This is a genomic window from Planctomycetaceae bacterium, assembly GCA_039680605.1.
In the GTDB taxonomy this organism is placed as follows: Bacteria; Planctomycetota; Phycisphaerae; order SM23-33; family SM23-33; genus JAJFUU01.
Genome location: JBDKTA010000021.1, coordinates 84,139 through 97,193, shown reverse-complemented (window position 1 = coordinate 97,193; position 13,055 = coordinate 84,139). Strand labels below are relative to the sequence as shown.

The window sequence follows — 13,055 nt, the reverse complement described above, 5'->3', positions numbered from 1 at the left end:
TGGGCGGCGCGTAACGCGGAAAGAGAAATCCCATGGCCGACGAGAGCAACGTGAACGAACAGACCCCCGCAACGGAAGAACCGGCAAAGAGCGACCTGCCTGAAGTGACCGTCGCGGTGGAAGACGCCGGAACCCTGAAGAAGAAAGTCCTCGTCACGGTGCCCCGGGCGCGCATCGACGCCAAGTACGACGAAGTCTTTGGCGAACTGAGCACCTCGGCCCAGGTGCCGGGCTTCCGCGTCGGCCACGCCCCGCGGCGGCTGATCGAGAAGCGATTCGGCAAGGAAGTCGGGCAGGACGTCCGCAACGCCATCATCGGCGACTCGCTGACGGCGGCGCTGGAAAAGGCCGAACTCAAGACCATCGGCGAGCCGGACCTGGACCTGGAGAAGATCGAACTGCCCGACAGCGGCGACATGACCTACGACTTCCAGATCGAGATCGCCCCGCAGTTCGAATTGCCCGAAACCAAGGGCATCGCCGTCACCAAGCACGTCTACGAGGTCAACGACGACCGCGTGGATGAATACCTTCAGCAGATCGTCGAGAGCCGCGCCACGTTCGAGACGGCTGAAGACGCCGCCGAAAAGGGCGACGTGGTCATCGCCGGGGCGGTCATCAGCGGCGAAGGCATCGAGGCCACCGAGCGACCCGGTCTGCACCTGCGCGTGGCGCCGGCCCAGATCGAGGGTCTGCCCCTGGTCGACCTGGGCGACAAGCTCGAAGGCGCCAAGGCCGGTGACAGCGTCGAGGTGAGCGTGAAGGTTCCCGAGGCGCATCCCAACGAGGCCTGGCGGGGCAAGGACCTGACGGTGAAGGTGACGATTTCCGAAGTGCGCACGCGCGTGCTTCCGGAGATCGACGAGGAGTTCGCCAAGAGCGCCGGGTTCGAGTCGCTCCAGGAGCTGCGCGACTTCACCACCACCCGCCTGACGCAGCGCCTCGCCCAGCAGACCCAGCAGAACATGCGCGAGCAGATCAGCAACTACCTGCTGGAAAAGACCAGCTTCGACCTGCCCGAGGGGCTCGTCCATCGCCAGACCTACAGCGTCCTGCAGCGACGCTACGTCGACCTGCTCTACCAGGGAGTGCCCAAGGAAAAGATCGACGAGCATCTGACCGAGATGCAGGCCGCCGCCGGCGAAGAAGCCAAGACCATGCTGAAACTGTCGTTCATCACCGATAAAATTGCCGAGGCGGAGAAGATCGAGGTCGATGAGGGCGAAGTCAACGCCCGGATCGCCCAGATGGCCGCCCAGGCGGGCAAACGCCCCGAACGCATGCGCCACGAACTGGCCGAAAACGGCTCGCTGGGGCAGATCGAGTCGTCGCTGCGGGAGGAGAAAGTGCTCCAGATGATTCTCGAGCAGGCAACGGTTACCGAAGAGGCCGCCCCCGCGCCGGAAAAGCCCAAGGCCCGCAAGGTCGCCAAAAAGGCCAAGCCCGCCAAAGAGGCCGAGCCGGAGACCGCCGCCGAGGCCGCTGAAAAGCCCGCCAAGGAAGAGGGCCAAAAGCCCGCCGCAAAAAAGTCCGCCAAGAAGGGCAAGAAGTAGCCCCCAGGAGATCGCCATGAGCCGTCCGATCTTTACCCCCCGCGGCGCCTACCGCGACTACGAAGGCCGCCGCGAAATGACGCTCGAAGAGCGCCTGGCCGAAGAACGCATCGTGTTCCTCTGGGGCGAGATCAACCCCAACAGCGCCGGCGGGCTTATCATGCGCCTGCTGGAACTGATGGCCAAGCACCCCGACCGCGACATCAACCTGTACATTAATTCCCCCGGCGGCTCCGTCGACGACACCCTGGCTATCTACGACACCATGCAGTTCATGAACTGCGACGTGGCCACCTACTGCGTCGGGCAGGCCGCCAGCGGGGCGGCCATGATCCTCGCCGCCGGCGCCAAGGGCAAACGCTACGCCCTGCCCCACAGCAAGGTCATGATCCACCAGCCCTGGGGCGGCGTGACCGGACAGGCCGCCGACATCCAGATCCAGGCCGAGGAAATCCTCAAGGCCAAAAAGCTCCTCACCGAGCTGATGGCCAAGCACACCGGACGCGACGTGGCCCTGATTTCCGAAGAGACCGAACGCGACCGGTACCTCAGCCCGGCTGAAGCCGTCCAGTACGGCATCGTCGACGAGATTCTCCAGCAGGCGCAAAGCCGCAAAAAATGAGAACGAGAAGGGACTCCAACATGGCAGCGCCAGTCAATCAGAACCTGGTTCCCATCGTCATCGAAAAGACCGGCCGCGGCGAACGTGCGTACGATATCTTCAGCCGCCTGCTCAGCGACCGCGTCGTCTTCGCCGGCGGCGAGATCGACGACGGCATGGCCAACATCATCGTCGCCCAACTGCTCTTCCTGAGCAACGAAGACCCTCACGCCGACGTCAACCTGTACATTAATTCCCCCGGCGGAAGCGTCTCGGCAGGGTTGGCCATCTACGACACCATGCAGTACATCCGCCCGCAGGTGGCGACGTATTGCGTGGGCATGGCCGCCAGCATGGCCGCGGTGCTGCTGGCCGCCGGCGCCAAGGGCAAGCGGTACGTCCTGCCCTCCAGCCGCGTCCTGATTCACCAGCCCCTGCTGCACGGCGTGCTGACGGGCCCGGCGACGGACCTGGACATCGAGGCCCGCGAGATCATCCGTCTGCGCAAGAAGCTCTACCAGATCCTCGCCGACAGCACCGGCCAACCGTACGAGAAGGTCGAACGCGACTGCGACCGCAACAAATGGCTCGACGGCGAAGAAGCCGTCGCCTACGGCTGCGTCGACCAGGTGCTGCAGCGCATGCCCGACCCGCCGGCAAAGAAAGAAACCGAAAAATGACCCGGCGATGGCTCATCGCGGTGTTGATGTCAGCCGCGGCGGGGGCGTGCCAGCCCAGCGCCACGGTGACCGCCACGCCCGACGCCGACTCGCTGGCCAAACAGGTCTCGCAGCTCGAGGCCCAGAACCAGAAGCTCGCGGCCGACCTCGCCGAGCGGCAAAAGCAGATCCAGACGCTCCAGGGGCTGGGGGGCGAAAAGCGGCTCGAGAAGATCTACCACGTCAACGCCATCGAACTGGGCCGCTACACCGGCGGCGTCGACACCGACAAGAAGCCCGGCGACGACGCCATCGACGTCTTTATCTCGCCACTCGACCAGCAGCGCGACAAGATCAAGGCCGCCGGATCGCTCACGGTCGAAATCTACGACCTGGCCCAGCCGGCGGGGGAGAATCTCGTCAGCCGCTGCGACTGGAACGTGGACGAACTGGCCAAGCTGTGGAAGAGCGGGCTGATGGCCAACTTCTACCGCGTCCGCTGCCCGCTGGCCAAAGACCGCCCGCTCAAGCACCCCGACCTCACCATCCGCGTGGCATTCACCGACTACCTGACCGGAAAACAATTCACCGCCCAGACCACCGCCAAGGCAACCCTGCCGCCCAAGTAAGTCTCGCCCGCAAAGTTAGCGGTCGAGCTTGCTCGACGCGGTTGTTTCCCCGAACCGCCGGTTAGAGAAAAGACTCTACCACAGAGATCACAGAGAGTACGGAGAGACGGGGACGGGGAGAGCGGGATTACGCAGATTGATGGGATTAGGAGGATTGGGAGACAACGAGGGGTGATCATTGAGCTTGTTAGAATAGGAAAGCTCTTCTCTACGAAAGATCCTGCAGAAGCCTTCGGCGGGCTGCAACCAGCAAAAGTCTGCTACCAGAACTTCCACCATGGTTTTCGCCTGACAGGCTTTCGTGCGGTGGCGAGGTGTCCCTTGAGACTCATTGGAGGAATGACGTCACCTATCGCGATGTGGGGCGGAATTTCCGATCGATGGCAGAAGCCGGATATGCAGCCGCATCCGTCCTTAGCCTCGAAACTGGTTTTCACATAGGGACGGCCCCCGTCAAAGGGCGAAAAGGCTTGCTCCAGATATTCCCGCTCGTCCTTATGCAGTTCGCGCACAGTACCGTTATAGTTGACGTAGACGTAAGGGTAGGGCGTTTGTGTAGCCTGCTCAGGTGTAACAACTGGATGCTTTCGTACTTCAGGCATGGCTTTCCTTGTCCCGAGGCCTAGCAGATCAGAACTATCGCCCAGTTCTTTATCTGGGGAAGGAGAATGGAACCTTTTCCGCCTCGGCATTTGATCGGCAGCGATTTTTCCGAGCTCTCCCATGACAGCAGTTTCACTTCGTACTGCCCGCGTGCCAGCAGCGACGCCGGCAAGGCGATGCGGACGTTCTTCTGCGGCTTGGAGCGGTGCTTGTTGCGGTCGTACGCCAGATTGATCACGTGCAGGACCGTCCTGCCAGTCTTGCCGTCGCGGCGGAGCGCCACGTGGACCTGCGGCGGGGCTTTCACGGCGGCAGAGGAAATCTCCTCCAGGCCGTCAAAACAGTCGGCGTTGTTGCGGATGAATTGATAAACCGGGGCGAATTCCTTAACCGGCGCGGCGTACCAGTGCGTGCCGATCTTCTTGTCGAAGCACCACTGGCGCGTCGGGTGGGGGCACATGAACCGCTGGCCGTGGGCGTACGCCATGGCGATCCAGACCCGCACCAGGTCGTATGTGCGGTGATTCTTGACGAACGTCCAGTCCCAGCCCATGCCCGTCGCGGCCATCGGGACGCCGCGCGACGTGGCCAGGTCGTAGCCCTTGATCGCCTTGAGGGCCCCGCGCGGACCCAGGGCGGGGTGCTGGCCCAGCTCGGCGATCACGTGCGTGATGCTGCCCAGCACCATGTCCTGCCAGGGATAATCCAGGCAGGCGTTGGCTGAGAGCAGCACCGCGTGCCCGGCCGACGCAGCGGCGGCGCGGCCAAGTTGCCGCACGTGGGCGGCGGCGGACTCGAAATGGAACCGCCAGAACAGCTTGTCCAGCGGCACGCGGGCGTGAATCTTGATGTACTGCTTTCGCGTGCGGGCGTGGCGCTTGACGATGTCGCGATAGTCGAACGTGTCCAGGTCCGCGCGCTTCACTCCGGCCGCGCGCAAGTCGGCCGCCGTCGCGTGTTTCTTGAGGAACTTGCGGAAGCCCTTCATGCAGTGGTCGCAGAAGCCTCCGCCATGATAGACGGACCCGCCCGTGCCGCTATGATCGTCGACGTGCAGGCTGTCGGCCCCGCCGGACATGGTTTCCGCCACGCGCTGGCGGCACAGCGCGCGGAACGTTGGATGGTTCGTGCAGCCGAAGTAAGGCTTCTGGTCCTTGTACGTGTGGTCGAACAGCCAGGGGGGCATGACGGGCTCGCCCAGGAAGTCGCACGAGACGGCTTGGCGCAGGTCGGGGCGGTTGTAGAGCAGTTCGGCCCCGGCGGTCAGGCACCACATGCTGCCCGAGCACTGCACGCCGAGGGCGTGATGGCGTCGGACGTCTTTGCGGGTGCTGGCCCCGCCCCAGCCGACAAACGTCGTGCCGTAGGCGCGATACGACTCGTCGTCGGCGCCGTACATGAAGACCACGTCGGAGTGCTTGAGAACGGATTCTTTCGCCATGTTCGGATGCCTCCAAGTCACAGCGTATTGCTTTGTTAGCGGCCGACGTTGCTTGAGGGGTTGTCTGGTTTCCGAAAGACCGCGCGGAGCAAGCTCCGCCGCTAACAATACATGAAAAAAGTCAAACCGGGGGGAAGAAATCGGATACGTTAAGCAACTATATGGGCGGCCATGAAGATTGGCACATTACGGAGAATGGTCTGGCACAGCCGACGGACTTGGAGTTGGTCCGCAAGGCCCGCCGTGGCGACATGGCGGCGTTTCACGGACTGGTGAGCCGCCACGGGCTTTACCTGTACCGCCTGGCGGTGCGGTTGCTTGGCAATGCCTGCGACGCCGAAGACGCGGTTCAGGAGGCGCTATCGGGGGCGCACCGGGGGCTGGGCTCGTTCGGCGAGCGCTCGTCGGTGCGGACGTGGCTGACGCGGATCCTGGTGCGCCAGGCCGCACGAGCCCTCCAGCGGCGCACGCGGCGGGCGGTCGTGCCGCTGCAGGACGCCCAGGCCGCTGCGATGACCGAGGCGGCCTCTGAGCAGTCGGACGTGCGGATGGACGTACAGGCGGCGATCGAGCGCCTCGGCGGCGACCACCGCACGGTGATCGTGCTGCGGGAGATGGAAGGGCTGTCGTACGAGGAAATTTCGCAGGTGCTGGAGATTCCGCCGGGAACGGTCGAGTCGCGATTGTTTCGCGCCCGGCGGCAGTTGCAGGACCTGCTCAAGGAATATTTGCAGTGAGGTGCAGACCATGAACCCATGCCCCCATAGCGAGCGAGCCGGCGCTTACCACGACGGCGAAATGACGCCCCAGGCGCGAGCCGATTTCGAAGCTCACCTGGCGGCATGCGAATCGTGCAGCCGCCAGCTCGGCCGCCTGCAGCAGCTCACGGCACTGCTGCAGGGGGTCCAGGCCCCGGCGGTCGAGGAGCAACTGATCGAGCGCCTGCACGCCCACGTGGACACGCTGCCGCAGATCGGGGCCGTCCGGCGCTTGGCGCAGGCGTTGGCGGCGACGGCTGCGGGCATTATCGTCGTCTGCACGGTGGCGCTGGCACAGGGCAACGGGGCCCGGGGCGAGACGCCCGCCGCGTGGGAAGCCGACGCCCTGACCCCGCCGACGACCGAGGCGGCGCAGGCCCCGACGGAAGACGCCACGGCTGCCTGGGTCCTGCGAGACCTGACGGGAAAGGATTGACGTGAGCAAGATCAAGCTGATTTTGATTGTGGCGTACCTGCTGGCGATAGCGGCCGGCGTGCTGGTGGGGATGAACATCGTGCGGGAGCGCCCGCGCCACCGTTCGGAACTGACCAACCGGCTCAATCTCACGCCCGCCCAGCAGGAGCAGATGCGCAAGATCTGGACGGATTTGCGGTATCGGGGCGAGCGGCGGAGTCCGGGGCGCAGCGACGTGGCCCGCAAGCGAGACGAAGCGGTGGTGGCCTTGCTGACGCCGGCGCAGCGCCAGCAGTACGACGCGATTCAGAAGGACTACGCCGCGCAGATCGAGAAGCAGTCGGCCCTGCGCCGGGCGGCGTTTGAAAAGGCCGTCGAGGAGACGCGCAAGATCCTCACGCCCGAGCAGGCGGTCACGTATGAAGAGATGATGCGCCAGCGCGACCCGCGCCAGTGGCGCGGCGGGGACCGCTCCCGGGAGCATCGGCGCACCAGCGCCTCCCGGCCTGCCACGGCGGCGACACAAACCCAAAACGCTGTTCAAGGCGAGCAGTGAGTATTTCCAGTCACGGCCATCAGCAAAGGAGCATGAGCATGGCATCGCGAAAAGGATTGACGATTCTGGCGTTGGGCGCGGTGGTGGCGTTGGGGTTCGTCGCGGAGGTGATGTCACAGGACAGCCGTCCGGCCGACGAGGGGCAGGCCCGCATGGAGCGCTTCCGCCAGCAGCTCACCGACCGCCTCAAGCAGTCGCTGGGCGTGGCCAACGACGAGGAATGGAAGGCCCTTCAGCCGCGGCTTGAGAAGGTCACGGCGCTGAGGGCGCAGTCGATGGGATTCGGCGGGCGCACCCGCGGCAACCGCCGCGGCGGCGACAATAACAACAATGCCCGCAACGCCGAACCCCAGAACGACGTTGCCAAGGCCTCCGCCGATCTGCAGAAGGTTCTGCAGAACGCCGACGCCAAACCCCAGGAGATCAAGACCGCCCTGGACGCCCTGCGCGCCGCCCGCGCCAAGGCCCGCGACGATCTGGCTAAGGCCCAGAAGGAACTGCAGGAAGTCCTGACGCTGCGCCAAGAGGCCCAGCTCGTGTCGATGGGAATGCTCGAATAGGTGGCACAGGCTTTCCAGCCTGTGCGGTAGTGGAGAACGGCCACAGCCTGGAAAGGCTGTGCCACCAGAAACAAACGCCATGAACGACCTGTTGGCAAGAATGAAACTCCAGGGCCTCATCGACGATCAGGCCCTGCAGTCGGCCCAGACGCTTGTCGCCCAGGGCTGCTGGCCCGACGAGGCGCTGCTTAAGTGCGGCGCCGACGAGCAGGTCGTCCTGCGCGCGCTGGCGGACGAGTTCGCCATGCCGCTGGCCGACCTGGAGCGCCAGCCGCCGTCGAAGGAGTTCCTGGCCGGCTTCCCCGCGCGCATCCTGATGACGCACGGGCTGCTGCCCATCGAGCAGCAGGGCGGCGAAGTGCTGGTGGCCTGCGCGAAGGTCTTCGACTCGGCGGGCCTGGACGAATTGCGCCTGGCCTGCGGGCGCCCCGTGCGCGGCGCCCTGGCCAGCGCCTCCGAGATCAACCGCTGCCTCAAGAGCCTCCTGGGCGTCGGGGCCGACACGCTGGCCTCGCTGGTCAACGAGTCGCAGGACCAGGGCGTCCAGGTCGTCGACTCCGGCGACGAGGACGACGTCGACCTTTCCGAAGCGGCCGAAGACGCCTCGATCATCACCTTCGTCAACCAGGTGCTAGCCGAGGCTATCGATCGGCGGGCGACGGACGTACACTTCGAGCCCTTCGAGCACGCCCTGCGCGTGCGCTACCGCGTCGACGGCATGCTGCAGGAGGCCAACATCCCCCCCGAGGTGCGGCAGTTCCAGCCGTCCATCGTCTCGCGACTGAAAATCCTCAGCCACCTGGACATCGCCGAAAAGCGCCTGCCCCAGGACGGGCGAATCAAGCTCAAGGTCGCCGCCCGCGAAGTGGACGTGCGCGTCTCGGTCATCCCCATGCTCCACGGCGAGGCCGTCGTGCTGCGACTGCTCGACCGCGGCACGACGCTGCTGGGCCTGGAGCACCTGGGCATGGACGGCCGCGACAAGAGCGAGATGGAGCAGATCCTTGAGCGCCCGCACGGGATCGTGCTGGTGACCGGGCCCACCGGCAGCGGCAAGACGACGACGCTCTACGCGGGCCTCTCGCGCATCAACGACGTCGAGCGCAAGATCATCACCATCGAAGACCCCATCGAGTACCACCTGCACGGGATCAACCAGATCCAGGTCGCCTCCAAGGCGGGGCTGACCTTCGCCCGCGGGCTGCGGTCGATCCTGCGCCACGACCCGGACGTGATCCTCATCGGCGAAATCCGCGACAAGGAAACCGCCGAGATCGCCGTGCAGGCCTCGCTGACCGGGCACCTGGTCTTCTCGACGCTGCATACCAACGACGCCCCCGGGGCCGTCACGCGACTGGTCGACATGGGCATCGAACCGTACCTGGTTGCCTCGTCGCTGGAGATGGTGCTCGCCCAACGCCTGGTGCGACTGATCTGCCCCCAGTGCCGCCAGGAAGCCCCCGCCCCAGACCCCAAGGTGCTGCGAGAGGCCTTCGGCGACGACAAGGCCGGCGTGCTCTACCACGGCGCCGGCTGTCGCCACTGCCGAGGCACGGGCTATCGCGGGCGAACAGGCATCTTCGAGCTCATGCCCGTCACCGAATGCATCCGCTCGATGATCCTTGACCGCGCCTCGGCCAGCGACATCCGCAAGGAGGCCGCAAAGCAAGGCATGCGCAGCCTCCGCCATGACGGGTGGCGCCTGGTCCGTAGCGGCCGAACCACGCCCGAGGAAGTGCTCCGGGCCACCAAGGATGAAGGCTTTGGCGGCAACGGCAATGGCATCGCTCACGCGGGCGGCGAGGCTGTGTCCTGATGCCCACCTTCACGTACACGGCGCTGGATTCTGCCGGAAAGCCCACCAGCGGCGCCCTTCCGGCCGCCTCGCGAGTGGCGGCCTCGGAAACCCTGACGCGTCAGGGCCTCACGCCGGTGGCGGTGGAGGAGCAGTCTTCCGCCGCCGCGGCGCCCAAGGCCCACGCCTCCGTCGGCGGGCGCATTCCGCAGGCGGCGGCCGAGGCGTTCATCCGCGAGTTGTCGAACCTGCTGGCCGGCGGCGTGGCGCTGAGCCGGGCGCTGCACATCCTGGCGCGCGAGGCCTCGCAACCGGCGGCCAAGAAGCAGTGGCAGATCATCCACGACGAAGTGGTGGGGGGCACGTCGCTGGCCGAGGCGATGGGCCACTGGCCGCGGACCTTCTCCCCGGTTCAGGTGGCGATGGTCCGCGCCGGCGAGACCGGAGGGTTTCTCGACGTGGTGCTGGCCCAGATCGCCGACTTCCGCACGCGCGAACGCGACCTCAAGGCCAAGGTCAAAGGCGCGATGATCTACCCCAGCGTCCTGGCGGTGCTGGCCACGGGCGTGCTGATCTTCCTGCTGACGTACTTTATCCCGAAGTTTTCGGCGCTGTTCGACACGTTCGATCACAAGAACGCCGCGGCGGCCAAAGTCCCCAAGGGCGACTTCTACGTCAGCCCCAATCTCCCTGCCCTGACGCGGGGCATCATCATCAGCAGCTACGTGGTGACGCGGTACGGCCTGGTGCTGGCGATCGTGGCGGTGGTGGCAGGGGTACTGATCCACCGCGCGCTCAAAGCCCCTTCCGGCCGGCGGGTGTACGAGCGCGTGCTGCTCAAGAGCCCGGGTCTGGGCGGCGTGCTGTCGCGGTTCGCGCAGGTGCGGTTCTGCCGCATGTTGGGGACCCTGCTGGAATCGGGCGTGCCGCTGATCGCTTCGCTCAAGGTCGCTCGCGAGGCCATCGGCAACCAGATTCTCAGCGACGCCGTCAGCGGCTCGATCGAAGACGTCCAGCGAGGCGCCTCGCTGGCGCGAAGCCTGGGCACATGCACGCTGCTCTTTCCGCCCTCGGTTGTCGAAGTGATCGCCGTGGCCGAAGAGAGCGCTCGGCTTGACCACGAACTGCTGCGGCTGGCCGCTACCAACGAGAGCGAACTCGACCGCAAGCTGCGAATGCTCGTGGCGCTGGCTGAACCGGGGATGCTGTTCGTCATGGCCGCGCTGATCGGAACCATTGTCATCGGCATGCTGCTGCCGATGCTCACGCTTTCAGATTACATCAACCCATGAGGATATGAGATGCATACGCACAGACAGAGACGCACGCTGCAGGGCAGGGCCTTCACGCTGATCGAGCTGATGCTGGTGCTGGTGATCCTGGGACTGCTGGCGGCCGTCGTCGTCCCGCGGTTTGTCGGCCAGACGCAGAAAGGCCAGATCGCTGCCGCCAAGACGACCATCGGCAGCATCAAGACGGGGTTGAAGACGTTCGAAATCAACTGCGGCAGACTGCCCAGCCAGCAGGAGGGGCTGCTCGCTCTGGTGCAGCAACCGGGCAACCTTAACGGTTGGGTCAAGTGTCTTGACGCCAACGCAGTCCCGATAGATCCCTGGGGCGTGGTCTACGAATACCGCAACCCCAGCACTCACGGGCTGGATTTTGACGTCTTCTCCTGCGGGCCCGACATGCAGCCTGACACGGCGGACGATATTGGAAACTGGACGGCCAACTAGGGCTCTTGTCAGGGCATTTACCCTGATCGAGCTGGTGCTGGTGCTGGCGATGATCGCGATCGTGCTCGGCGCGGTCGCCCCGTCCATGCGCGGATTCGCCGCCTCGCGCAGCGCCGCCGACACGGCTTCGCAGCTTCTGTCGCTGACGAAATATGCCCGCAGCCAAGCCATCGCCGCCGGGCGACCGTGCCGGGTGAATGTCGATAGCACCGCCGGCGAGTTCTGGCTCAGCGCTGCCGAAAACGGCACGTTCGTCGAGGCTCAAAGCGACCCCGGCGCGCGAATCGCCACCTCTGATGGCGTGACGATCCGCTTTCGCGGCAGCGGGGCCGCGCGACCCGATGGGGCGAGCTACGTCGAGTTCCAGCCCAGCGGCCGGTCCGCGGTGGAGACGATCGAAGTCCTCGGCCGCGGGGGCGAGTTGTACCTGGTGACGTGCGACTCGCCGACGGAAGGTTTTTATGTTGTCACACCGGCGGAGGGGGCGCAATGACGGCGGCACATCTGCAACTCGGGATCTCGAATGTGAGATCCGCCGTGCCGGTGCCATGGCGGGAGGCCTTCAGGCCGACCGCCACGACTCGCTACGCCCCGGGCTTCACGCTGGTCGAACTGCTCACGACGATCGCCCTGCTGGCGGTGATGCTGCCGGCGGTGGTGATGGGCATCAACACCGCCCTGTCTGCCGGTGGAATCGCCCGCGAGCAGGCGGTCGCCACCGCCCTGGCGCAGGACAAGATGGCCCAACTGCTCGCCGAGAACCAGTGGCAGCAGCCGACGATGGCCGGCGACTTCGCCCCCGACCGGCCGGACTACCGCTGGCAGGGGCAACTGCAGGACTGGGATGGCACGCTGCGGCAACTGGATGTGACTGTCACGTGGACTACCGCGTCGCGCCCGCGCAGCATCACGCTCTCGACGCTGGTGAAGACCGCCGAAACGACGGACAGCGCCGAAACGGGGGAGACGCCATGACCGCCGCCCGGCGCGACAGATCGGGCTTCACGCTGCTGGAGCTGATGGCCGCTTCGACGCTGACGATCCTCGTGGCCGCGGCGCTGTTTACTTGCCTGGGCGTCGCCCTCAAGGCCCGCCGCAGCGCCGAGGGCGCCACGCAGACCATCCGCAAGCTGACCGCCGCGATGGACCTGATCGTGGCAGATCTGCAGTCGGCCCGCGTGCCCGACGGGCGCCTGGCGGAGTCCTTCACGGGCGCCGGCGACAGCGAGGGTATCATCTCGTCGGGCCTGGACAGCGTGACGTTCTACGCCGCCGCGACGGACATCGCGCCCGCCCCCGGCATCGGCGACGTCAAGAAGATCGAATATGCCTGCGACCTCCCCCCCGGAAGCAGTTCGGCCGTCCTCACCCGATACATCACGACGAACCTGCTGGCTGAAACGGAGGTCCTGCCCCGGGAAGAAGTGATCTGCCGCGAGGTCAAGTCGCTGCTGCTGCGGTACCATGACGGAGCGGCCTGGCAGACGAGCTGGGTCTCGAGCGAGATGGGCAACCTGCTGCCCAAGGCCGTCGAAATCACGCTGGAGCTTGAAGGCGCTCAGACGGATCCCACCCGCCGCCTCACGCGCACGGTGCTGCTGCCCTGCGGGCGGGAGCAGCCCCTCGCCGCGGCCTCGGGAGGCGCCCCATGAACGCCATGCAGGCACAGACGCACCGGGTGCCGTGGCGGGAGGGCAAAGCCCGACAGCCACGACTTCGCGCGATCCCGCATGCACCTGTACTCTCGGC

General features: G+C 65.8%; 16 protein-coding genes. 14 read left to right on the top strand and 2 right to left on the bottom strand.

Features of this window, described 5'->3' with window-relative positions; all coding sequences use genetic code 11:
• Positions 1-32: 32 nt before the first annotated feature.
• Genes tig through ABFD92_06000 form a run of 4 tightly spaced genes read left to right on the top strand, consistent with a single transcriptional unit; the run spans position 33 to position 3,442 of the window.
• Positions 33-1,553, top strand: coding sequence for a trigger factor (gene tig / locus ABFD92_06015; GenBank protein MEN6504075.1), 1,521 nt, complete (start codon positions 33-35; stop codon positions 1,551-1,553).
• A 16-nt stretch (positions 1,554-1,569) separates the two neighbouring features.
• Positions 1,570-2,175 (top strand): ATP-dependent Clp protease proteolytic subunit, encoded by a 606-nt coding sequence (locus tag ABFD92_06010; protein MEN6504074.1) that lies wholly within the window; start codon positions 1,570-1,572, stop codon positions 2,173-2,175.
• Positions 2,176-2,195: 20 nt separating this feature from the next.
• Entirely contained in the window at positions 2,196-2,834 is a 639-nt protein-coding gene (locus tag ABFD92_06005; GenBank protein MEN6504073.1) for an ATP-dependent Clp protease proteolytic subunit, read from the top strand.
• Entirely contained in the window at positions 2,831-3,442 is a 612-nt protein-coding gene (locus ABFD92_06000; GenBank protein ID MEN6504072.1) for a hypothetical protein, read from the top strand. Before ABFD92_06005 ends, ABFD92_06000 begins: the two co-directional genes overlap by 4 nt.
• A gap of 260 nt (positions 3,443-3,702) precedes the next feature.
• Here the strand turns inward: ABFD92_06000 and ABFD92_05995 are convergent, their stop codons facing one another.
• Positions 3,703-4,044: a hypothetical protein gene (locus ABFD92_05995; GenBank protein ID MEN6504071.1), complete on the bottom strand. Its 342-nt coding sequence runs from the start codon at positions 4,042-4,044 to the stop codon at positions 3,703-3,705.
• Between the two features lie 20 nt (positions 4,045-4,064).
• Positions 4,065-5,486: a hypothetical protein gene (locus ABFD92_05990; GenBank protein ID MEN6504070.1), complete on the bottom strand. Its 1,422-nt coding sequence runs from the start codon at positions 5,484-5,486 to the stop codon at positions 4,065-4,067.
• 161 nt (positions 5,487-5,647) lie between these two features.
• Between ABFD92_05990 and ABFD92_05985 the strand changes: the two genes are divergently transcribed.
• The 10 genes from ABFD92_05985 to ABFD92_05940 all read left to right on the top strand — a co-directional run bounded on the left by ABFD92_05985 (position 5,648) and on the right by ABFD92_05940 (position 12,958).
• A complete protein-coding gene (locus tag ABFD92_05985) occupies positions 5,648-6,223 on the top strand; it encodes a sigma-70 family RNA polymerase sigma factor (GenBank protein ID MEN6504069.1) in 576 nt (191 codons plus the stop codon).
• Positions 6,224-6,233: 10 nt separating this feature from the next.
• Positions 6,234-6,680 carry a zf-HC2 domain-containing protein gene (locus ABFD92_05980; protein ID MEN6504068.1) on the top strand — a complete coding sequence of 149 codons (447 nt, stop codon included), beginning with the start codon at positions 6,234-6,236 and terminating at the stop codon, positions 6,678-6,680.
• A gap of 1 nt (position 6,681) precedes the next feature.
• Entirely contained in the window at positions 6,682-7,215 is a 534-nt protein-coding gene (locus ABFD92_05975; GenBank protein MEN6504067.1) for a hypothetical protein, read from the top strand.
• A 38-nt stretch (positions 7,216-7,253) separates the two neighbouring features.
• Positions 7,254-7,775 (top strand): hypothetical protein, encoded by a 522-nt coding sequence (locus ABFD92_05970; protein MEN6504066.1) that lies wholly within the window; start codon positions 7,254-7,256, stop codon positions 7,773-7,775.
• Between the two features lie 79 nt (positions 7,776-7,854).
• Positions 7,855-9,591 carry a GspE/PulE family protein gene (locus ABFD92_05965; GenBank protein MEN6504065.1) on the top strand — a complete coding sequence of 579 codons (1,737 nt, stop codon included), beginning with the start codon at positions 7,855-7,857 and terminating at the stop codon, positions 9,589-9,591.
• Positions 9,591-10,862, top strand: a complete 1,272-nt coding sequence (locus ABFD92_05960) for a type II secretion system F family protein (GenBank protein ID MEN6504064.1) — start codon at positions 9,591-9,593, stop codon at positions 10,860-10,862. The genes ABFD92_05965 and ABFD92_05960 overlap by 1 nt, the downstream gene beginning before the upstream one ends.
• Positions 10,863-10,871: 9 nt before the next feature.
• A complete protein-coding gene (gene gspG / locus ABFD92_05955) occupies positions 10,872-11,306 on the top strand; it encodes a type II secretion system major pseudopilin GspG (protein MEN6504063.1) in 435 nt (144 codons plus the stop codon).
• Positions 11,284-11,799 carry a GspH/FimT family pseudopilin gene (locus tag ABFD92_05950; GenBank protein ID MEN6504062.1) on the top strand — a complete coding sequence of 172 codons (516 nt, stop codon included), beginning with the start codon at positions 11,284-11,286 and terminating at the stop codon, positions 11,797-11,799. The genes gspG and ABFD92_05950 overlap by 23 nt, the downstream gene beginning before the upstream one ends.
• A 32-nt stretch (positions 11,800-11,831) precedes the next feature.
• Positions 11,832-12,281, top strand: coding sequence for a type II secretion system protein (locus ABFD92_05945; GenBank protein ID MEN6504061.1), 450 nt, complete (start codon positions 11,832-11,834; stop codon positions 12,279-12,281).
• Complete coding sequence (locus tag ABFD92_05940; protein ID MEN6504060.1) at positions 12,278-12,958, top strand: type II secretion system protein GspJ; 681 nt, start codon at positions 12,278-12,280, stop codon at positions 12,956-12,958. Before ABFD92_05945 ends, ABFD92_05940 begins: the two co-directional genes overlap by 4 nt.
• Positions 12,959-13,055 lie beyond the last annotated feature (97 nt).